This window comes from Pseudomonas sp. LB3P14 (assembly GCF_054898045.1).
On record NZ_CM142714.1, the window covers coordinates 4,120,890 to 4,141,561 of the forward strand.

Sequence of the window (20,672 nt, forward strand, 5' to 3'; positions counted from 1 at the left end):
GATCCTGATTCAAAGTCTTAAACAGGCCATCTTCAGACCGCCTGCTGACATCGCTTAGAACGTCACGAGCAAGCAATGAATGTAACAATCACGGTCATATTTTCTTTTTTGAAACAGCTGCAAAAAAAGCATAGGTGTGAACATGGCCTTGCGTCACAGATCTTCGTTAGGGAATGTTGCTCATCTTCACTTGTTGCAGGAACAGGTGCCCCACGATACTCTCGCACCGTCGCTGCCAAATCAGCGACCGGGTGTGGAAATCCGTGTAATTCAAGGCGCAACAGCGCCCCCATCACGTCTGCCGGCGCTTTTTTTATGCCTGCGGCGTGAGTTATGGCGGCTGTGCGTGGGACGTCTTCGGGCGTGCCGGTTTCCTTGATTCCCGGTTTTCCACCCTGCGCACAGCTGTCACCCATTCGTGTGGAAACGAATGTGGCAGCTCCCATATCAAGGAGTCTGATAATGCGCAGCATCAATCCGTACGAAATTTGGCTTTTCCCTCTACGCAATTCCCAATCGCATAGCACATCAACATCCACCCTCTCCCACCGCCTCTCCGTCATCGGAGGTGGCAAATGACCGACCAACCCGAACTCACAACCGTCGGCCTTACACCTGCCATCTACTGCGCGAATAAACCGCTGTTCCATGTCACTTGCGGCGTTCCCCTCGGTAATGCGTTAGCCATGGCTTCTGATTTTCTGTTCCTCGCCAAGAAGCTTACCGAAGATGCTGCTTACGCCAGTGACACCGACCGCCACGCCTGGGCCGCGCATTATTTGACGGCGATGAGTAAGGCGGTGGTGGATGATGCGGTGAAGGTGCTGACGCGGGATCGGGATAATGAGTTGGCGTCCAAGCGGGCGGAGGGGATGGCTGAGGGGTAGCGGGTAAAAAAGGCCGGACTCTGTCTGGCGTTCGACGCTACGTATGGCAGTTGTAGGGGTGGGCTTGCTTGCGAGGATGGCGGGTATTCAGCGTGATGGTGGTTGGCTTGCGTTTTTCGCGAGCGGGCTCGCTCCTACATGGGTTTGTGTTTCAGTTCAACTTTTTGTGGTGGCTGATCTGGCGCTTTCGCGGGCAAGCCCGCTCCCACAGGGGTTTTGTGTGTTGATGGGGATTTGGGGTTGGTCTCGGGTATTTGGGGCTTTCGATGGTCTGCTCAGGGCAGATGCTGAGAGTTCGACTACGAAACTGGAATTCGGAACAAACCAGCAGACTCGACAAGGAAAGTAGAGCCATGAGGCATGTGATTAGGGGAGTTTCTGAAGGCGAGGATTTCGCTTCCTATGAAAAGGAAATCCCGGTTTCTGTCGAGGATTTCAAGCCGATCATGGGGTGGGCGAAGGACGATGACTGCGTATATGACTATTGGCTTACAGCGGAACAAATCAACGCGATAGAACAGCTCTGCTCCGTAGAATTGCCCACGGATCTGATGCTTTTTATTACCTGTAATGCTTGATATATATCAGGCATCGACAGGCCCGCAGGGCATTAGGCCAGTGAGTGAACGCCCCGTGCCACGCTCATCTAGACTTAATGGATAGTCGTAGGCAGAACCGAACACGTCGCTTTGGTGCAGTTCAATCAAAAGCAGCGTGGCAAGCTGCCCTTTATGCCCAGTAGAGGTGCGGCGAAGACCGCGCCGGGCACAACAAGATGCCCGCTCAGGGTGCCCTGGCCAACGGCCTGAAAATGCCACGATACTGTGACGTGGTGTGAATGCCGCAGCCGACACTTTCGGACGACCGACAACCGCCTGGTTTGTCCGTGACCGTGAGGAATGCTGAATGCCTGATGAGATGTTGCACCTGCCGATGGTCAACAGTCTGCTGGAGCGCCACAAGCGCTCCCCCGGCGCACTGTTGCCCATTCTTCATGATATTCAGGAACGCATCGGTTACATCCCCGATGTGGCCATCCCCGAAATTGCTCACGCCCTCAATCAGAGTCAGGCGGAGGTTCGCGGGGTGATCAGTTTTTACCATGACTTCCGTACCGCGCCTCCAGCCCGGCATATCCTGCGTCTGTGCCGGGCTGAGTCCTGCAAGAGTCGCGGCGCCGAGGAGCTCGCGGCGCAGTTGCGCGAACGTCTGCAACTGGACGACCACGGCAGCAGTGCCGACGGCAGCATCAGTTTGCGCCCGGTGTATTGCCTCGGCGCCTGCGCCTGCTCGCCCGCTCTGGAATTGGATGGCCGGGTACATGCGCGGCTTAGCGCCGAGCGTCTGGATGCATTGCTCGACGCTTGCCGGGAGGACGCATGATGCCGGCTCTTTATCTGCCCAGTGATTCTCTGGCCCGTGCCGTGGGTGCCGATGAAGTCGCGGTGGCGCTTATCACTGCGGCTCAGGAACGCAATCTGCCCCTAGAGTTGCAGCGCACCAGCTCTCGCGGCCTGTATTGGCTGGAACCGCTGCTGGAAGTGGACAGCCCGCAAGGCCGGATCGGCTTCGGCCCGCTGACCGCCGCCGATGTGCCATCCGTGCTCGAAGCCCTGCAAGGCGAGCCGTCCGCGCATCCACTGGCCTTGGGCCTGGTGGAAGAATTGCCTTATCTGAAAACTCAACAACGCCTGCTGTTCGCACGCGCCGGTATTACCCGGCCGTTGTCCCTGGATGATTACCGGGCTCACGGCGGCTTCGAGGGCTTGACCCGCGCCATCGCAGTGGGCGGCGAGCAGACCGCGACGGAAGTGTTCGATTCGGGCCTGCGTGGCCGAGGCGGCGCGGCGTTCCCGGCGGGGATCAAATGGCGCACGGTACGCGGCACCCAGGCGGCGCAGAAATACATTGTGTGTAACGCCGACGAAGGCGACTCCGGCACCTTCGCCGATCGCATGTTGATGGAAGGCGACCCCTTCCTGCTGATCGAAGGCATGGCCATTGCCGGCATCACCGTCGGCGCCAGTTACGGCTACATCTATGTGCGCTCGGAATATCCAGACGCCGTGGCCACACTGCGCCAGGCGCTGAACATTGCTCGGACCGCCGGTTACCTCGGCGCCAATGTCGGCGGCAGCGGCCAGGCTTTCGATATGGAAGTGCGGGTCGGTGCCGGCGCTTACATCTGCGGTGAAGAAACCGCGCTGTTGGACTCGCTCGAAGGCAAGCGCGGGATCGTTCGTGCCAAGCCGCCGATCCCTGCGTTGAAGGGCCTGTTTGGCCTGCCGACGCTGGTGCACAACGTGCTGACCCTAGCCTCGGTGCCGCTGATTCTGGCCAAGGGCGCACAGTTCTATCGCGATTACGGCATGGGCCGTTCCCTCGGCACGATGCCTTTCCAGTTGGCAGGCAATATTCGTCATGGTGGTTTGGTGGAACGGGCCTTTGGCCTGACCCTGCGGGAACTGGTGGAAGACTACGGCGGTGGCACCGCCAGTGGCCGGCCGCTGAAGGCCGCCCAGGTTGGCGGCCCGCTCGGTGCCTGGGTGCCGCCGTCGCAATTCGATACGCCGCTGGATTACGAAGCCTTCGCCGCCATCGGCGCGATGCTCGGTCACGGTGGTGTGGTGGTGGCGGACGACAGCCTGGACATGGCCCACATGGCGCGCTTCGCCATGCAGTTCTGCGCAGAAGAATCCTGTGGCAAATGCACGCCATGCCGCATCGGCTCGACCCGGGGCGTGGAGGTGATCGACCGACTGCTAGCCGCGCCTGACCAGAGCGGTCGTGATGAGCAGGTGATCATCCTCAAGGACCTGTGCGACACCCTGCAATACGGTTCGCTGTGCGCGTTGGGGGGCATGGTCTCCTTTCCGGTAGCCAGCGCCCTCAAGCACTTCCCCGCCGACTTCGGTCTGCAATCTTCGGAGGCCGAGCAATGATCACTATTTTCGACCCGAACACCGATATCGATCTCGGCACTCCAGCCCGCGACAGCCAGGTGCAAGTCACCCTGAACATCGACGGGCGCAGCATCAGCGTGCCCGAAGGCACCTCGGTGATGCGCGCCGCTGCGCTGCTGGGCACCACCATTCCTAAACTGTGCGCCACCGACAGCCTGGAAGCCTTCGGCTCCTGCCGCATGTGCCTGGTGGAGATCGACGGCATGCGCGGCTACCCGGCGTCCTGCACCACGCCGGTCACCGAAGGCATGAGCGTGCACACCCAGACGCCGAAGCTCGCGACCCTGCGCCGCAACGTCATGGAGCTGTACATCTCCGATCACCCGCTGGACTGCCTGACCTGCTCGGCCAACGGCAACTGCGAGCTGCAAACCGTGGCCGGCCAAGTCGGCCTGCGGGAAGTGCGTTACGGCTATGAGGGCGACAACCATCTGGCCGACGTGAAGGACACCTCAAACCCCTACTTCGACTACGACCCGAGCAAGTGCATCGTCTGCAACCGCTGCGTGCGCGCCTGCGAAGAAACCCAGGGCACCTTTGCCCTGACCATTACCGGGCGCGGTTTCGAATCCCGGGTCGCGGCCGCCGGAGGCGAGAACTTCCTCGACTCGGAATGCGTGTCCTGCGGCGCCTGTGTGCAAGCCTGTCCCACTGCGACCTTGATGGAAAAAAGCGTGGTCGAACTGGGTCAGCCCGAACGCAGCGTGATCACCACCTGTGCCTATTGCGGCGTGGGCTGCTCGTTCCGCGCCGAGATGAAAGGCGACAAGCTGGTGCGCATGGTTCCAGACAAGAACGGCCAGGCCAACCATGGCCATTCCTGCGTCAAAGGGCGCTTTGCCTGGGGCTACGCGACCCACCCGGATCGCATCACCAAGCCGATGATCCGCCAGCACATCAACGACCCTTGGCAGGAAGTCAGCTGGGATGAAGCGGTGACCTACGCCGCCAGCGAATTCCGTCGACTGCAGCAAAAGTACGGCCGCGACTCCATTGGTGGCATCACCTCCAGCCGCTGCACCAACGAAGAAACCTACCTCGTACAAAAACTGGTGCGCGCCGCCTTCGGCAACAACAACGTCGACACCTGTGCGCGGGTCTGCCACTCGCCGACCGGCTATGGCCTGAAACAAACCCTTGGCGAGTCCGCCGGCACCCAGAGTTTCGACTCGGTGATGCAGGCCGACGTGATCCTGGTGATGGGCGCCAACCCCAGCGACGCCCACCCGGTGTTCGCCTCCCAGCTCAAACGCCGCCTGCGTGAAGGCGCGCGGCTGATCGTCATCGATCCACGACGCATTGATCTGGTGGACTCGGTGCATGCCCGCGCCGAACTGCACCTGGCCCTGCGTCCGGGCACCAACGTCGCCATGCTCAACGCCCTGGCCCACGTCATCGTCACCGAAGGCCTGCTCGACCAAGCCTTTATCGACGCCCGTTGCGAGGGCAGCGATTTCGCCCGCTGGAGCGAGCTCGTCAGCCGCGCGGAAAACTCGCCGGAAGTCCTTGGCCCCATCTGCGGCGTAGCGGCTGCCGACATCCGTGCCGCCGCCCGCCTGTATGCCACCGGCGGCAACGCGGCGATCTACTACGGCCTGGGCGTCACCGAGCACAGCCAGGGCAGCACCGCGGTCATGGGCATCGCCAACCTGGCCATGGCCACTGGCAACATCGGCCGCGAAGGCGTGGGCGTGAACCCGCTGCGGGGGCAGAACAACGTTCAGGGCTCCTGCGACATGGGCTCCTTCCCCCACGAGCTGCCCGGCTACCGGCACATCTCCAACGAGGTGGTACGGGCACAATTCGAACAGGCCTGGAACGTCACCCTGCAACCCGACCCGGGCCTGCGCATCCCCAACATGTTCGAGGCAGCCCTGGGCGGCAGCTTTAAGGGCTTGTATTGCCAGGGCGAAGACATCGCCCAGAGCGATCCCAATACCCAGCACGTCACCGCGGCGCTGTCGGCCATGGAGTGCGTGGTGGTGCAGGACATTTTCCTCAACGAAACGGCCAAGTTCGCCCATGTGTTCCTGCCGGGCTGCTCGTTCCTGGAAAAAGACGGCACCTTCACCAACGCCGAGCGACGCATCTCCCGGGTGCGCAAGGTCATGGAGCCTCTGGGCGGCAAGGCCGACTGGGAAGGCACGGTGGCCTTGGCCAATGCCCTGGGTTACCCGATGAACTACCAGCACCCGTCAGAAATCATGGATGAAATCGCCAGCCTGACGCCGACCTTCACCAACGTCAGCTACACCGAACTGGACCGCCACGGCAGCCTGCAATGGCCGTGCAACGCCGCGGCACCGGACGGCACGCCGACCATGCACATCGAGGAATTCGTGCGCGGCAAGGGACGTTTCATGCTCACCGGCTACGTGCCCACCGAGGAAAAAGTCAACAATCGCTATCCACTACTGCTGACCACCGGACGCATCCTCAGCCAGTACAACGTCGGCGCCCAGACCCGGCGTACCGACAACGTCGCCTGGCACGACGAAGACCGCCTGGAAATCCACCCGACCGACGCCGAGAGCCGTGGCATCAACGAAGGTGACTGGGTCGGCATCGGCAGTCGCGCCGGACAGACCGTACTGCGTGCGCGAGTCACCGAACGGGTCGCCCCAGGCGTGGTGTACACCACCTTCCACTTCCCTGAATCGGGGGCCAACGTCATCACCACCGACAACTCCGACTGGGCCACCAACTGTCCGGAGTACAAGGTCACCGCCGTGGAAGTCAGCCGCGTCTACCACCCTTCCGAGTGGCAAAAACGCTACCAGGAGTTCAGTGACGAACAGCACCGTCTGCTCAAAGAACGCCGTCAGGCGCGTGGCGCTAAAGCGGAGGTACGCCGATGAGCACTGCCAACCTGATCAAAATGGTCAACCAGATCGCCCAGTACTTTGCCAACGAACCGGACCAGCAACAGGCCGTGCTCGGCGTACGTAATCACCTGCAGATGTACTGGACGCCCGGCATGCGCAAGGAGTTGCTGGCCTGGCAGACGGCGCATCAAGGGGCAGACTTGCACCCACTGGCGCAGGCGGCGGTCAGTGGGGCGGGCTGGGAGGCTTAGGTTCACACACGATCCCTTGGGATTAGCCCCGAGTTTTTCGGGGCTTTCAATTGTGCGGTGCTTGGCGGGCAAGCGGTCTGTTGTCGCCTTGACTGTCGGATTCAAGCCAGTTGCCATTCATTGACATCAGCTGCGTTATCATCCTGCGCTTCTCTGTTCCAAGCACCCGGATGTCTATGTCTTTGCCTCTGCCAGACGATCATCAATCCTTGCCCCCTGTCCTGGTCGGGCCGTTGTTGCGGCGGCTGGAGCCCACGCGACTGGTGATGTGGTTGGTGGGGTCGCGGGCGTTGTCGCTGACGTTGCGTCTGCAAGATCGCGACGACATCCACCTCGACGCGAGTCAGTGCACGATCATTGCGGTGGGCACCCAGGCCTTTGTTCATTTGATCGATGTGCCGCTGGACGCCGCCCTGCCCTGCGACACGTTAATCGAATACGACCTGCTGATTGATGACGCAGGCGCAGGCATCGCCGATTGGGCCCCGCACTTGCTGTATGGCGACGCGCGTTGCCCAAACTTCGTCCTGCGTAAACGGGTCGATCAGCTGCTGCATGGTTCTTGCCGGAAACCTCACCATCCGGCCCCGGACGGTTTGCTGTGTGTCGATCGTTTGCTGGAGACCGAGCCGGATGCGCACAAACGCCCGGCGCTGCTGATGATGAGCGGCGATCAGGTGTACGCAGACGATGTCGCAGGTCCAATGTTGCGAGCCATCCATGCCTTGATCGCGCGGCTGGGATTGTTCGGCGAACACCTCGAAGGTGCGGTGGTCAGCGACAGCGCCAAACTCTATGAGGATCCCGCCAGTTACTACCACCGTGCGGATTTGTTACCGGCGCTGCAGAGCAACGAAACCCTGCGCGAGCGATTTTTCGGCGGGGTGCGTAAGCCAATTTTCACCAGCAGCAGCGCCGACAATCATCTGGTGACGTTCGCCGAGGTCATGGCCATGTACCTGCTGGTGTGGTCACCGACGCCCTGGACGTTGATCGCTCCAAAACCGCCAAAATTGATTCCCGAAAGACGCGAGCGTTATGCGCTTGAGCAAACGCGCATTGATGATTTCAAAGCTGGCCTGGGGGGTGTCGCCCGAGCGTTCGCGCATCTGCCGTGCCTGATGATTTTCGACGATCACGATATTACCGATGACTGGAATCTTTCCGCGCAATGGGAGGAAACGGCCTACGGTCATCCGTTCTCCAAGCGCATCATCGGCAACGCACTGATTGCTTATATGGTGTGTCAGGGCTGGGGCAACAACCCGGATGCATTCGACGGCGTGCTGGAAAAAACCCGTTTATTGAGTGCCACAGGGCAGGACCATTATCTCGACAGCGACGTTCAGGACGGTTTGATCGATGAGCTGCTGAGGTTTCAGAACTGGCATTACGTGCTGCCCACTAGCCCGGCCATCGTCGTGCTCGACACCCGCACCCGGCGCTGGCGCAGTGAGATGACCCTCAAGCAGCCTTCGGGTTTGCTGGACTGGGAAGCCCTCAGCGAACTGCAACAGGAACTGCTCGATCACCCCTCGGCGATCATTGTTTCACCGGCGCCGATCTTCGGCGTCAAACTGATCGAAACCGTGCAGCGCGTCTTCAGCTGGTGCGGCTACCCTCTGTTGGTGGACGCCGAAAACTGGATGGCCCATCGCGGCGCAGCCCAGGTGATCCTGAACATTTTCCGACACTCGCGCACACCCGGTAACTACGTGGTGCTGTCGGGCGATGTGCATTATTCCTTCGTCTACGAAGTACTGATCCGACACCGCAAGGCCGGCCCGCGAATCTGGCAGATCACCAGCAGCGGTATCAAAAACGAATTCCCTCCGGCCCTGCTCGAATGGTTCGACCGCCTCAATCGCTGGCTCTACTCACCGCGCTCACCACTCAACTGGCTGACTAAACGTCGACGCATGCGCATTGTTCCGCATGTCCCGGAACATGCTGAAGCGGGTGAACGGCTGTGGAATTCGGCGGGGATCGGGCAGGTGTTCTTTAATGAAAAAGGACAGCCGCAAGAAATTTATCAGCACAACTCAAACGGCTCGCCGAAGACGCGGATGGTTGCGCCTGAAAACGACAACTGAAGGCTGATCGTTCCCACGCTCTGCGTGGGAATGCCTCAAGGGACGCTCCGCGTTCCAGCTCTCGAAAGGGACGCGGAGCGTCCCGGGCTGCATTCCCACGCAGAGCGTGGGAACGATCGGAGGGGGTAGCCATTTCATTATTTGATCGGTGTCGCTCATGAACCTCACCCGAACCCTGATCATCGGCAACTCTGGCTCCGGCAAAAGCTGGCTGGCCCAACGGCTGGCCGAGCACCTGCAAATACCATGGGTCGATCTCGACTCGATTCACTGGTTGTCCGACGAACACAGCATCCCCCGCCCCCGTGCCGAGGCGTTGGGCATGGCGCGGGTGCTGGCCGGTGAAGAGCGCTGGGTGATCGAAGGCGTTTACGGCGGGATAGTCAGCGAACTTATCCACCGCGCTACGACATTGATCTGGCTGTGTGTTGAAGACGAAAACTGCGTGGCCAATGTTCGTCAGCGAGAAAACAAACAGGACGACGACACGTTGCTGATAATGTTGCTGGAATGGGCCGGCAGTTACCGTACCCGCGAAGACTCCAGTGGATTTTCCGCGCATCAGCAACTGTTCGAAGGGTTCGGCGGTTCAAAAATCAAACTCAGGGATCGAACCGAAATCACGGCATTTGCGAACACCCTGCTACACGCCGACTAATCACACTGTTTACCAAGGATACGTATGTTTGCACGGAGCAAGTCAGTCCCCGAATTAATGGTCACGGACATCAAGAAAAGCCTTCACTTCTGGACCTCCCTGATCGGTTTTCAAATCGCCTATGAACGCCCCGAAGTCGGTTTTGCCTACCTCGATCAAAACGGCGTTCAAATCATGCTGGAGCAGTACGACCCGGCCGAAGGCCAGTGGGTAACCGGCCCACTGCAAGCGCCGTTTGGTCGAGGCATAAACTTTCAAATCACCGTTGATGTCGTCGAACCGATACTCCAGCGCCTGACCGAAGTTGAGTGGCCGTTGTTTCGTCCCTGCGCCGATGTCTGGTATCGCGCGGATACGGTGGAAGTCGGCCAACGCGAATTTCTGGTGCAGGACCCGGACGGTTATCTGGTTCGATTGGTGGAGAGTTTGGGCGAGCGGCCGTAAGACACTGAGCCGATGCCTAGGCCGTGCATTTACGATCGTTCCCACGCTCTGCGTGGGAATGCAGCCAGGGACGCTCCGCGTCCCAAAAAGCGTGACGCAGAGCGTCACAAGAGGCATTCCCACGCGGAGCGTGGGAACGATCAATTGTGCATCAGGCCACTTTCAGCGCCCTGCAAACCCCTCTCACAATCATCTCCACTTCCCGCTCATCAATCGTCAGCGGCGGCAGCAAGCGAATGGTCTTGCCCCGTGTCACGTTGATCAGCAAGCCGTGATCCCGTGCGGCGATCAGGGTCAGGTCGCGAATCGGCTGTTTGAGTTCGATGCCAATCATTAAACCCTGGCCGCGGATCTCCAGGACGTTCGGGTCGTCCGCCAATTCGATGGACAATCTGGCGAGCAAACGCTCGCCCTGAAGTTTGGCGTTTTCCAGAAGCCCTTGTTCTTCAATGATCTCCAGCACGGTGCAACCGACCCGGCAGGCCAGTGGATTGCCGCCGAAGGTGCTGCCGTGGCTGCCGGGGGTGAAGAGGTCGGCGGCTTTGCCCCTGGCCAGGCAGGCGCCGATGGGAATGCCGTTACCAAGCCCTTTGGCCAGGGTCATGACGTCCGGGACGATGCCTTCGTGCTGAAAGGCAAACCACTGGCCGGTGCGGCCGATGCCGGTCTGGATTTCGTCGAGCATCAGCAGCCACGAGCGCCGATTGCAGAGTTCGCGAATGGCTTTCAGGTAACCGGGCGGGGCCATTTGGACACCGCTTTCACCCTGAATCGGTTCCATCAGGATCGCCACGATGCGCGGGCCATGGGCTTGCTGCACCTTGTCCAGCGCCTTCAGGTCGCCGAATGGCACTTTGACGAAGTCCCCCGGCAACTCGTTGAAACCCAGGCGCACGGCCGGGCCATCACTGGCGGACAAGGTACCCAGAGTCCGGCCGTGAAAGGCGTTCTCCATAACCACCACCAGCGGTTGTTCGATACCTTTTTGCCAGCCATATAGCCGCGCCAGTTTCAGCGCGGTTTCGTTGGCTTCAGCACCGGAGTTGTTGAAGAACGCCCGCTCCATGCCCGCCAACCGCGTCAGTTTCTGCGCCAGCCGCTGTTGCCAGTCGATGCTGTAAAGATTGGAGGTGTGCAACAGCAGCCCGGCCTGTTCGCTGATGGCTGAGACAATTTTCGGATGGGAGTGACCGACGTTGGTCACTGCCACCCCCGCCACCGCGTCCAGGTATTCACGACCGGCCTGATCCCACAGGCGCGTGCCCAGGCCCTTGCTGAAACTCAAGGCCAAGGGTTGATAAGTGGTCATCAGGCAGGCGGCGGTCATGACATCAAGCTCCATCAATAGTCAGTGTTTTTGCAGTATGGTTAGCCACCTGAGCTAGATAAACGCTGCAACACTTCAATCATTTTAAAGCTGGGCTTGATAATGGATTTATTCCAGGCAATGACCGTTTACGTCAAAGTGGTGGAAACTGGGAGCATGACCGCCGCCGCTTTCCAGTGCGAAATGTCCACGACCATGGTCGGCAATCACCTACGGGCGCTGGAACAACGACTGGGCGTGCGCTTGCTCAACCGCACGACGCGGCGCCAGCGGTTGACGGAATTCGGCACGGCTTACTATCAACGTTGCCTCGAAGTCCTGGGGTTGGTGGCTGACTCCGAACGCTTGGCCGAGCAGGCCCTCGACGAGCCGAGCGGCACCTTGCGCATCACCGCACCGCTGACGTTTGGCAGCGAAAAACTGGCACCCGCCCTGAGTGAATTCGCCCTGCTGTGTCCACGCGTCAAATTGGATGTGGTCCTCACCAATCGCCGCCCGGACCTGCTCGAAAACGGTTTCGACGTGGCGTTTCGCCTGGGCAATACCGAGGAGACCCACTTGATCGCCCGTCCACTCCTCGACTACACCCTGACCATGTGTGCATCACCGGAGTACCTGGCGCGCAAAGGCACACCGCAGAAACCTGATGAGCTGCAACACCACGACTGTCTGTCCTTTGCCTATCCGGCCGGGGATGACTGGCAGTCGGTGGAAAAACATTGGCGCCTGACCGGTCCCGAAGGCGAAGTGGCGGTAGCGGTCAATGGACCGATGTTGATCAACAGTTCGGCAGGACTGCATCAAGCGGCGCGGACCGGTATGGGCATCGTGGTGTTGCCTGATGCGTTGATGGAGCAAGATCTCAAGGACGGAAAACTGGTGGCATTGATGCCGGATTACCTGCCGCCGAGCCGACCAATGAATCTGATGTATGCCCAGGATCGCTACCGTTTGCCAAAACTGCGTAGTTTTGTCGACTTTGCCTTGCAGAGATGGGGCAAGCACTAGCCGGCTCAATTCGCCATCGTTGCTGGCCAGGGCCGATCAAGCGCTGTATCGGTCGAAGATCGCGGGCAAGAATGTGATTTCTGGGTAATGGCTATGCCCTTCACTTCTCACATCCCCGCCTTCACCAACACCGGTTTCTCCTGATACCGATCCGGATACAGCTGCTTCAACTGCGCGACCTTCGGTAGATCGTTGATCACGATATAGGGATAGGTCGGATGCTCGGTCAGAAAGTCCTGATGCTCCTCCTCCGCCGGGTAGAAACCGTTGTAGGTTTCCAGCTTGGTGACAATGGGTTTGTTGAACGAATGGGCGGCGTCGAGCTGGGCGATGTAGGCCTGAGCGACACGTTGCTGTTCGCTGTTTTCCGGGAAAAGCGCCGAGCGATACTGAGTGCCGCTGTCAGGTCCCTGACGGTTGAGTTCGGTAGGGTTGTGAGCCACCGAGAAGTAGATTTGCAGCAAGGTACCATAGCTGACCTGACGGGGGTCGAAGGTGACTTCGACGGATTCCGCATGACCGGTATCGCCCTCGCTGACCCGCTCGTATTGAGCGGTGTTGGCTGCACCGCCGGCGTAACCGGAGACAGCTTTCTTCACCCCTTTTACATGTTGGAACACGCCTTGGACGCCCCAGAAGCAACCGCCGGCGAAGACTGCGGTTTCGCTGTGGGCCTGGTTGGTTGCGTCGAGGGTGGGAGGAGGAATGATGACCGCGTCTTCGGCACCGAAAGAGAACGCCGAGCAGTGGCCGATGACGCCGGCAGCGGCCAGGCCCAACAAGGCGCGACGCCAGGTGAATAGGGTTTTCATGAGGCTGATTCCTGAATAAATGGAATGACGATCAACCGAACGTAAACGCATACGCCGACACTCCGGAATCGAGAAACTCGATACTGAAGGTCCGATCCGTCACGCCGCCGGTTTGGCGCACCAGTTGATACAAGCGTTGTTCAGTCACGCTGCCGCTGCCGTCGGGCGCCACGTCGGTACCGTGGGCATCGCCGGGGGCTTTTCCGTCAACCAACACTTTGAAGCGCACCGGTTTACCGTCAGCGCCAGGCCCCAGCACCAGATGCAGATCGCGGGCATGGAAGCGGTAGACGATGCGACTGGCCGGCGCGCTTGAAGTCGCCCGCTCCGGGCCGACTTTCCATTGACCGTCCAGGCTCCAGTCGTTGAGCGCCAATTGTGGCGGTGGGTTGTAGGCGGCCACCTTGTCCGGTACCAGGCTGGTTTCAGGGACGAAATGCTCCGCACGCTGGTAGCCGACATAAGTTTCCGGCGATTGCACTTCGTTCATGTCCGGGGCCAGTTGAACACCCTCGGCACTGGCATTGATCAGACCGTCCGCGACTTTCGCGGCGCCTGCTTCGCGCAGCAGTTGCTGGATCACCCGCTCTGATTCGGCGTACTGGCCCTCACCAAAGTGGTGATAACGAATGCGACCTTGAGCGTCGGCAAAATAGTGGGCCGGCCAGTATTCGTTGTTGAAAGCTCGCCAGATCTTGTAGTCATTATCGATGGCCACCGGGTAGTTAATGCCCAGGTCCCTCATGGCTTTGGTGACATTGCCTACGTCTCGCTCGAAAGCAAACTCGGGCGCATGGACGCCAATCACCACCAATCCCTGATCGCGGTACTTCTCGGCCCAAGCCTTCACATAGGGCAGCGTGCGCAGGCAGTTGATGCAGGAGTAAGTCCAGAAATCCACCAGCACGACTTTACCTTTCAAAGCCTGCGCAGTGAGGGGTGGCGAGTTGAGCCATTGCACCGCGCCGTCCAGCGGTGGAAGGTTGCCTTCAATCGGCAATGCACCCGGTGTTTTGTCAGCCGCTTTCATTGCACTTCCAGAGGCCGGAACCTGCGCCATCATCGCCCCGCTAACGTTCGGTGATTTACCGGCCAACCGCCCGACCAACGCCTGCTCGATACCGCCGGTGGACGCCGTCGAAACCCGCGCCAGAATCCCGGTGTCGAGCCCCAGGGCGATCGCCGCAACACCGGCCAGCATCGCAGCACCCAAACCTCGACGCAGCCATTCGCCTGCGCCGATGGAACGCTTCATCGCCGCGAAGACTTTACCGCCCAGCAGCAGCGCCACAGCGAGGGAGGTTGCGGCACCCGCGGCGTAGGCCAGCAACAACAAGGTGGTTGCGATGCTTGCCCCTTGCAGCGCTGCCCCTGTCAGCAACAACCCCAGAATCGGCCCGGCGCACGGAGCCCAGAGCAGGCCCGTGGCGACGCCGATCAGGAATGAAGCGCCGGGACGCGGCCGGGCATCGGCACCCGCAGCTTCCGACAGCCGGCTGCCAGCCGCCACCAGCGGCCGGGTCAGACGCTCGGCCAATCGAGGCAGCAACAGCGTCAGCCCGAACAGTGCAACGAACAGCAACGCGAGCCAGCGACCGTACTGATTGACTTGAACCACCCAACCGCCGCCCACCGCCGCCAACGAGGCGACGAGCGCGAAGGTCAGTGCCATGCCCGCCAATAGCGGCAACCCACTCTTCATAAACGGCTGCCCGGTGCGAGCGAAGACAAAGGGCAGTACCGGCAGGATGCACGGGCTGACAATCGTCAGCACACCACCGAGATAAGCGAGGACCAGAAGCCACATAACGTCGACCTGCATAAAGTGAGTGAAAAGGAGTGACCATGGATCAAGCCGCCTGCGGCTCGAACGTCATCGCCAGGCCGTTCATGCAATAGCGCAAGCCAGTGGGTTTTGGCCCATCGTCGAAGACATGGCCCAAATGACCGCCACAACGCCGACAGTGGACTTCTTCGCGCAGCACCCCGAAGGAGCGGTCCTGACGAGTGGCCACTGCCTTGTCCAGCGGTGCCCAGAAACTCGGCCAACCGGTGCGGCTGTCGAACTTGGTCGCGGAAGAAAACAACGGAAGGGCGCAACCGGCACAGGCAAAAGTACCTTCACGGTGCTCGTTGTTCAGCGGGCTGCTGTAAGCCCGTTCGGTGCCCTCTTCGCGGAGGATTTCGTACTGCTCGGCGCTGAGCATGGCGCGCCATTCGCTGTCGCTGTGAGCCACCTCGAATACCTCCGCTGCGCTGGCGTCACTGACCAGCGCAGAACTGGCGGCAAATTTTGGCAATACACCGATGACCAGGGCTGCAGCGCCTAGCCCGCCGCTTGCTACGAGAAACTGTCGCCGTGAAAACATGGTCGTCTCCGAAAAATCCAGGTGCCTGACATGGAACACAGCCTAGGCTTGGGTTGATCGCCAAATCCTCACGAGAAGTTAAACAATTCGTGATAACTCCGGCCCCGGAAAACCCGCACAATGCGCTCATTGCGCCGAAGGATTGAGCTTGATGGAACAGACCAAACGCGTCCTCGTGGTCGAGGACGACCTGCACATCGCCGACCTGATCTGCCTGCATCTACGCGATGAGCAGTTCGAGGTGGTGCACTGCGCCGATGGCGATGAAGGCATGCGACTGCTGCAGCAAGGAAGCTGGGACGCACTGATCCTCGACCTGATGCTGCCCGGCGTCGACGGCCTCGAAATCTGCCGCCGCGCCCGCGCCATGGCCCGCTACACACCGATCATCATTACCAGTGCGCGCTCCAGCGAAGTGCATCGGATTCTCGGGCTCGAACTCGGTGCCGACGATTACCTGGCCAAGCCCTTTTCCATGCTCGAACTGGTTGCCAGGGTCAAAGCGCTGTTGCGACGGGTAGACGCCATGGCCCGCAACCTGAAAATGGACGCCGGCAGCCTGATCACGGACGACCTCTCCATCGACCCGATCACTCGCGATGTGTCCCTTGATGGTCGTCGCCTTGACCTCACTCCACGGGAGTTCGACCTGTTGTATTTCTTCGCCCGTCAGCCCGGCAAGGTGTTCTCGCGCATGGACCTACTCAACGCGGTCTGGGGCTACAGCCATGAAGGCTACGAGCACACGGTCAACACACACATCAACCGCCTGCGGGCAAAGATCGAAGCAGATCCGGCACAACCGGCGCGCATCCTCACGGTGTGGGGTCGAGGCTACAAATTCGCGGTCAAGGAGGAGCAGCCGTGAGACTGACCCTGACTCAGCGCCTGTCTCTGGTTTTCGCCGTGTTGCTGCTGGTGTGTTGCGGCACGTCGGCATGGATGCAGGTGCGCTCCAACCAGATGCATGAGCTGGAAGTGGTGCAAGGGCTGTCGCGGGATCTGGCCCGGCACATCGCCCATGACACCGTGCTGATGGACACCAAAGGCCTGATGCCCGACGCCGTGCGCGACCTGTTTAGCCAGCTGATGCTGGTCAACCCCAGTGTCGAGGTGTACCTGCTCAACACCGAGGGCCGGATTGTCGGCAGTGCTGCGCCCGAGGGTCGGATACACCGGGAGCGGGTCGATCTGGCGCCGGTCCAGCGCCTGCTCAAGGGCGATGCCCTGCCGATTCTCGGCGACGATCCGCGCAGCGTCGATGGCCGAAAAGTGTTCAGCGCCGCGCCATTACAGGTCAACGGCAAACCGGCGGGCTATCTCTACGTGGTGCTGCTCAGCGAAGAGCACGACCGCTTCGCCGAACGCGGCGCCACCAGCGCCGCCCTGAATACCGCACTGTTGTCCATTGGGCTGGTGGCGTTGCTGTGCCTGATTGCCGGTCTCACGGCATTCGCCCTCATCACTCGCCCTCTGCGTCGTTTGACCGAAACCGTCAGCCAGTTCGACATTGATGGCGCGCCGGTAACGCCGCCTGCATCAGTCCCGATGGAAAAGGCCGCCAGCCACGATGAAATTGCCATCCTCGACGCGGCCTTCCGGCAGATGCAAGCGCGCCTCGGTGAGCAATGGCGTTCATTGACCCGCCAGGATCAGGAACGCCGCGAACTGGTGGCAAACATCTCCCACGACCTGCGCACACCTCTGGCTTCGCTGCACGGTTACCTGGAAACCTTGTCACTCAAGGACGCCACGTTGTCCCCCGACGACCGCCGTCGTTACCTGGGCATCGCGCTGGATCAAAGCCGCAAGGTGGGTGGTCTGGCGCAATCGCTGCTGGAGCTGGTGCGTCTGGAGCATGGTTTCGTGCAACCGGTACTGGAAAGCTTCTCGCTGACCGATCTGGTGCAGGACATCTTCCAGAAATTCGAACTGACGGCCGAGGCGCGCCAGGTCGAACTCAAGGCCACCTTCGCACCCAACGTTTCGGCCGCCTGCGCCGACCTTGGATTGATCGAGCGGGTGTTGACCAACCTGTTCGACAACGCCCTGCGCCATACCCCCCGAGGTGGAGAAATCGAACTTGGCCTGCGCCCTCAAGGGCCTTTTATCGAAGTCACTGTCAGCGACACCGGCCCCGGCATTGCCGCCGAATTGCGCGAAGGTCTGTTCCTGCGCCCATTCAACATAGGCGGCGCACGGCGTGATGGCGGACTGGGGTTGCGGATCGTGCACCGGATCCTGCAATTGCACGGCCGTGAGATCCATCTGATTGACGTTCCCGGACGCGGCGCGACCTTCCGGTTTTCGTTGGCGGTGGATCAGCAAACGGCCGACCAATTGGCGGTTCGGTCGATGAATCTGAATACGCTGGGGAAATAGTCGACTGCTGCTGACACTTCAGGCAAAACGCCCCCAGATAGCCGCCGGTTAAAAGCCGCTGTGCCAAAAATGATGACCAGCCGCCTGTTCATTCGTGACAACGCCGCCTCGGTCCAATAGATTAGGCGGCCTGAAAAGGCCCAGAGCTTTCTCGCCTCAACCCAAGTTAAAAGAAGTAGTGAAATTTCAATGTCCGATTCCAATACCGCTGAATCCGTAGTCACCTTGTCGTCCAAAGCGGAATACGAAAACTCCATCAATCTTTCACAGCACGTGCCCCAGGCCAAGACCATCAGCGAGATGGTCCTGGACGCTTTCCAGTCCACCCGGGAAAGCGACCAGATCCGCGAGCTGCGCGCCGCGATTCGCCAGGCTCACGACAGCTTCGACGACGATAAAGCCTACGAATTGATGGGCGAACTCAAGCAACTCAAGGACGCTGAGGCTGCCGACATTGCAGCCCTGGAGGACTTGAGCAGCAAATTCCCGATCAGCCGGATTCTCTCCAGCTTCAAGGACGATCCGGCGTTTCAGGAATTGGTCTACGGCCTCGCACTGAAGGTGCTGAACCAGACCCACCAAGCCATCAGCAACCCAAGCAGTGGCAAGAGCAAGGCTGCTCGCGCCAAGAAAGATGTCGAAGTGTTCACCATCAGCAAAGACGGCATCAGCGTCACGCTGCCGCTGCGCACCCCGCGTTCACGACTGAACGTTGACCGTGAAGCGCTGGAGTTCCTGGGCTTCACCTTCGTCGGCGAAGGCGAAGAAGCGGAGTTGGACAGCGAGACGTTCCTGGACAATGCCGGCGCCGAACAAGCGGTTAACCGCAAGAACATCATCACCGCGCTTCAGCAGCAAACCGCGTTCGATGGCTACAGCATCGCCGCGCAGTAACAAGATCCATCAGCGGCGCTTCGGGCGCCCCTGACCTAAGAGCCCCGCCCTAGAGCGGGGCTTTTTATTGCCCGTGATTTTAAAAACCCACAATTTCCCTTCCCGTCGTCGTCGCCCACACCGAGACAGTTGCAAAGTGCCACTCCGTTCGGCAATCAATGCCCAAAGGCACTCATGCCACGGTGATTCGGCGCCAGAAAAACACTTTTCCTTAACCCTTCAGCACCACGGGTCCGCCTGCAGGGAGCGTCAACTCACTTTCCAGCCCAAGACTTCAGTGGTGCGATTGCTGAGGTCATCATGAACACAACGCCCCTCTACCGTCAGTTAGCCAACCACTACCTCGACGCGATCCGCAGCGGCACCTTGAAAACCGGGGAACGGTTTCCCTCCATTCGGCTGATGATGGAAAAACACGCCGTCAGCCTGTCGACCGCGGTGCAGGTTTGTCGGGAACTCGAGGACTGTGGTGTGCTGGAAGCCCGTCCGCGCTCCGGCAACTACATTCGTCAGCCCGATACGTTGCGCAAACCCGTCCCGATCGCGCCTCCCCCGCCGCTGGACACCGGCGTCTACGTCGGCATTCATGAACAGGTGTCATCGGTACTCAAGGCCAGTCAACGCGCGACGATCAAGGTCAATTTCGCCAGTGCCTTCTGTGCGCCGGAACTTTATCCGTTGAAGACTCTGCAAGACCATATGATCAAGGCGCTGCGGCACGATCCGCACTTGCTCGGCGCGGCGGGTTCCACCTGCGGCAACAGCACATTGCGCAATATCCTTGCCCGACGGGCGCTGACCACAAAGGCCAACCTGCCAGCGGAGAAGATTGTGATCACCAACGGCGCGACCGAAGCGATCAACCTGGCGTTGCGCGCGGTCACCCAACCCGGCGACACCGTGGCTGTGGAGTCACCGACCTTTTACGGCTTGCTGCAAATTCTTGAAAGCCTGAACCTGCGGGTTCTGGAAGTTCCGGCGACTTCGCACGCGGGAATCAATCTGTTCGCCCTCGAACAACTGCTACAAGGCCCTGAACGAATTCAGGCGCTGATCGTCATTCCCAACCTGCAAAATCCGCTGGGCAGCGTCATGCCCGACGCCAACAAGGCGCGGCTGGTGCAACTGTGTGCCGAGCACGCGACGGTGCTGATCGAAGACGACACCTATGGCGATCTGGTGGATACCGAGCAGCCGCTGTCCACGCTCAAGCACTGGGACCGCACCGACAACGTGATCCATTGCGCATCCCTGAACAAAACCCTGGCACCGGGCATACGCCTGGGCTGGATCAGCGCAGGGAAATGGCACGACCGCGTGGAAATGCTCAAACACACTCAATCCCGGGGATGTGAGGCGTTGTCGCAACTGGCCGTCAGTGCGTTCATGAAGACACCGTCCTACGAACGTTACCTGCGCCGGTTGAGGAAAATCCTGACTCAACAACGCCAGCAAATGAGCGCAGCGATCATTCGCTACTTTCCTGTGGGCACCTGCGTGACCAATCCTCAGGGCGGTACGTTGCTGTGGGTGGAACTGCCTCACCCCCATTCGTCCATGGCGTTTTTCCATGAGGCGTTGAAGGCGGGCATCCAGATTTCACCTGGGGATATCTTTTCCAACGCCAAGCGCTTCGACCACTTTGTGCGCATTGGTTGCGGAGCGCCGTATTCACCGCGCATAGATGACGCGCTGGCGACCCTCGGCCAACTCCTCAAAAACCAGGGCTGACACATACCCTGTAGGAGCGAGCGGTGCG

The 20,672-nt window shown here is 60.2% G+C and carries 19 protein-coding genes; 14 read left to right on the top strand and 5 right to left on the bottom strand.

Translation table 11 applies throughout. The features are described 5' to 3' along the window. Positions 1-62: 62 nt before the first annotated feature. Positions 63-539, bottom strand: a complete 477-nt coding sequence (locus ACYZT5_RS19040; protein WP_462046909.1) for a hypothetical protein — start codon at positions 537-539, stop codon at positions 63-65. 36 nt (positions 540-575) lie between these two features. Between ACYZT5_RS19040 and ACYZT5_RS19045 the strand changes: the two genes are divergently transcribed. The 9 genes from ACYZT5_RS19045 to ACYZT5_RS19085 all read left to right on the top strand — a co-directional run bounded on the left by ACYZT5_RS19045 (position 576) and on the right by ACYZT5_RS19085 (position 10,121). Beyond that, entirely contained in the window at positions 576-887 is a 312-nt protein-coding gene (locus ACYZT5_RS19045) for a DUF3077 domain-containing protein (RefSeq protein WP_462046910.1), read from the top strand. Between the two features lie 353 nt (positions 888-1,240). After that, positions 1,241-1,465: a DUF7683 domain-containing protein gene (locus ACYZT5_RS19050; RefSeq protein WP_462046911.1), complete on the top strand. Its 225-nt coding sequence runs from the start codon at positions 1,241-1,243 to the stop codon at positions 1,463-1,465. A gap of 328 nt (positions 1,466-1,793) precedes the next feature. Further along, positions 1,794-2,270 carry a formate dehydrogenase subunit gamma gene (locus ACYZT5_RS19055; protein WP_462046912.1) on the top strand — a complete coding sequence of 159 codons (477 nt, stop codon included), beginning with the start codon at positions 1,794-1,796 and terminating at the stop codon, positions 2,268-2,270. Then, positions 2,267-3,829, top strand: a complete 1,563-nt coding sequence (locus ACYZT5_RS19060) for a formate dehydrogenase beta subunit (RefSeq protein ID WP_462046913.1) — start codon at positions 2,267-2,269, stop codon at positions 3,827-3,829. Before ACYZT5_RS19055 ends, ACYZT5_RS19060 begins: the two co-directional genes overlap by 4 nt. Beyond that, entirely contained in the window at positions 3,826-6,708 is a 2,883-nt protein-coding gene (gene fdhF, locus ACYZT5_RS19065) for a formate dehydrogenase subunit alpha (protein ID WP_462046914.1), read from the top strand. Before ACYZT5_RS19060 ends, fdhF begins: the two co-directional genes overlap by 4 nt. Then, the gene (locus tag ACYZT5_RS19070) at positions 6,705-6,926 is read left to right on the top strand and encodes a formate dehydrogenase subunit delta (RefSeq protein WP_462046915.1); all 222 of its coding nucleotides are present in this window, start codon (positions 6,705-6,707) and stop codon (positions 6,924-6,926) included. The genes fdhF and ACYZT5_RS19070 overlap by 4 nt, the downstream gene beginning before the upstream one ends. Positions 6,927-7,096: 170 nt before the next feature. Further along, positions 7,097-9,019, top strand: a complete 1,923-nt coding sequence (locus ACYZT5_RS19075; protein ID WP_462046916.1) for an alkaline phosphatase D family protein — start codon at positions 7,097-7,099, stop codon at positions 9,017-9,019. 157 nt (positions 9,020-9,176) lie between these two features. Beyond that, complete coding sequence (locus ACYZT5_RS19080) at positions 9,177-9,677, top strand: P-loop NTPase family protein (protein ID WP_462046917.1); 501 nt, start codon at positions 9,177-9,179, stop codon at positions 9,675-9,677. Between the two features lie 24 nt (positions 9,678-9,701). Next, positions 9,702-10,121 (top strand): bleomycin resistance protein, encoded by a 420-nt coding sequence (locus ACYZT5_RS19085; protein WP_462046918.1) that lies wholly within the window; start codon positions 9,702-9,704, stop codon positions 10,119-10,121. A gap of 151 nt (positions 10,122-10,272) precedes the next feature. On the opposite strand, the gene ACYZT5_RS19090 is transcribed toward ACYZT5_RS19085, so the two are convergent. Next, entirely contained in the window at positions 10,273-11,448 is a 1,176-nt protein-coding gene (locus tag ACYZT5_RS19090) for an acetylornithine/succinylornithine family transaminase (RefSeq protein ID WP_462046919.1), read from the bottom strand. Between the two features lie 102 nt (positions 11,449-11,550). On the opposite strand from ACYZT5_RS19090, the gene ACYZT5_RS19095 reads away from it, so the two are divergent. Beyond that, a complete protein-coding gene (locus tag ACYZT5_RS19095) occupies positions 11,551-12,456 on the top strand; it encodes a LysR family transcriptional regulator (protein ID WP_462046920.1) in 906 nt (301 codons plus the stop codon). 107 nt (positions 12,457-12,563) lie between these two features. Here the strand turns inward: ACYZT5_RS19095 and msrA are convergent, their stop codons facing one another. The 3 genes from msrA to msrB are packed head-to-tail and all read right to left on the bottom strand — an operon-like array spanning position 12,564 to position 15,637. Beyond that, positions 12,564-13,268, bottom strand: coding sequence for a peptide-methionine (S)-S-oxide reductase MsrA (gene msrA / locus ACYZT5_RS19100; RefSeq protein ID WP_462046921.1), 705 nt, complete (start codon positions 13,266-13,268; stop codon positions 12,564-12,566). Between the two features lie 31 nt (positions 13,269-13,299). Then, positions 13,300-15,075, bottom strand: coding sequence for a cytochrome c biogenesis protein DipZ (locus tag ACYZT5_RS19105; RefSeq protein WP_462046922.1), 1,776 nt, complete (start codon positions 15,073-15,075; stop codon positions 13,300-13,302). 43 nt (positions 15,076-15,118) lie between these two features. Beyond that, positions 15,119-15,637, bottom strand: coding sequence for a peptide-methionine (R)-S-oxide reductase MsrB (gene msrB / locus ACYZT5_RS19110; RefSeq protein WP_462046923.1), 519 nt, complete (start codon positions 15,635-15,637; stop codon positions 15,119-15,121). Positions 15,638-15,788: 151 nt separating this feature from the next. Here msrB and ACYZT5_RS19115 point away from each other — a divergent pair, with 151 nt between their 5' ends. From ACYZT5_RS19115 to ACYZT5_RS19130, 4 genes are all read left to right on the top strand, one after another. Continuing rightward, positions 15,789-16,505 (top strand): response regulator transcription factor, encoded by a 717-nt coding sequence (locus ACYZT5_RS19115; protein WP_462046924.1) that lies wholly within the window; start codon positions 15,789-15,791, stop codon positions 16,503-16,505. Then, entirely contained in the window at positions 16,502-18,019 is a 1,518-nt protein-coding gene (locus ACYZT5_RS19120; protein WP_462046925.1) for a sensor histidine kinase, read from the top strand. The genes ACYZT5_RS19115 and ACYZT5_RS19120 overlap by 4 nt, the downstream gene beginning before the upstream one ends. 189 nt (positions 18,020-18,208) lie before the next feature. Next, entirely contained in the window at positions 18,209-18,913 is a 705-nt protein-coding gene (locus tag ACYZT5_RS19125) for a hypothetical protein (RefSeq protein ID WP_462046926.1), read from the top strand. 300 nt (positions 18,914-19,213) lie between these two features. Next, entirely contained in the window at positions 19,214-20,644 is a 1,431-nt protein-coding gene (locus ACYZT5_RS19130) for an aminotransferase-like domain-containing protein (RefSeq protein ID WP_462046927.1), read from the top strand. The last annotated feature ends 28 nt before the right edge of the window (positions 20,645-20,672 follow it).

Excerpts from the sequence above, each read along its gene's own strand:
- fdhF (WP_462046914.1), top strand. The coding sequence starts at position 3,826 with ATGATCACTATTTTCGACCCGAACACCGATATCGATCTCGGCACTCCA.
- ACYZT5_RS19105 (WP_462046922.1), bottom strand. The coding sequence starts at position 15,075 with ATGTGGCTTCTGGTCCTCGCTTATCTCGGTGGTGTGCTGACGATTGTC.
- ACYZT5_RS19055 (WP_462046912.1), top strand. The coding sequence starts at position 1,794 with ATGCCTGATGAGATGTTGCACCTGCCGATGGTCAACAGTCTGCTGGAG.
- msrB (WP_462046923.1), bottom strand. The coding sequence starts at position 15,637 with ATGTTTTCACGGCGACAGTTTCTCGTAGCAAGCGGCGGGCTAGGCGCT.
- ACYZT5_RS19085 (WP_462046918.1), top strand. The coding sequence starts at position 9,702 with ATGTTTGCACGGAGCAAGTCAGTCCCCGAATTAATGGTCACGGACATC.
- msrA (WP_462046921.1), bottom strand. The coding sequence starts at position 13,268 with ATGAAAACCCTATTCACCTGGCGTCGCGCCTTGTTGGGCCTGGCCGCT.
- ACYZT5_RS19050 (WP_462046911.1), top strand. The coding sequence starts at position 1,241 with ATGAGGCATGTGATTAGGGGAGTTTCTGAAGGCGAGGATTTCGCTTCC.
- ACYZT5_RS19090 (WP_462046919.1), bottom strand. The coding sequence starts at position 11,448 with ATGACCGCCGCCTGCCTGATGACCACTTATCAACCCTTGGCCTTGAGT.
- ACYZT5_RS19130 (WP_462046927.1), top strand. The coding sequence starts at position 19,214 with ATGAACACAACGCCCCTCTACCGTCAGTTAGCCAACCACTACCTCGAC.
- ACYZT5_RS19080 (WP_462046917.1), top strand. The coding sequence starts at position 9,177 with ATGAACCTCACCCGAACCCTGATCATCGGCAACTCTGGCTCCGGCAAA.
- ACYZT5_RS19045 (WP_462046910.1), top strand. The coding sequence starts at position 576 with ATGACCGACCAACCCGAACTCACAACCGTCGGCCTTACACCTGCCATC.
- ACYZT5_RS19125 (WP_462046926.1), top strand. The coding sequence starts at position 18,209 with ATGTCCGATTCCAATACCGCTGAATCCGTAGTCACCTTGTCGTCCAAA.
- ACYZT5_RS19115 (WP_462046924.1), top strand. The coding sequence starts at position 15,789 with ATGGAACAGACCAAACGCGTCCTCGTGGTCGAGGACGACCTGCACATC.
- ACYZT5_RS19070 (WP_462046915.1), top strand. The coding sequence starts at position 6,705 with ATGAGCACTGCCAACCTGATCAAAATGGTCAACCAGATCGCCCAGTAC.
- ACYZT5_RS19060 (WP_462046913.1), top strand. The coding sequence starts at position 2,267 with ATGATGCCGGCTCTTTATCTGCCCAGTGATTCTCTGGCCCGTGCCGTG.
- ACYZT5_RS19075 (WP_462046916.1), top strand. The coding sequence starts at position 7,097 with ATGTCTATGTCTTTGCCTCTGCCAGACGATCATCAATCCTTGCCCCCT.
- ACYZT5_RS19095 (WP_462046920.1), top strand. The coding sequence starts at position 11,551 with ATGGATTTATTCCAGGCAATGACCGTTTACGTCAAAGTGGTGGAAACT.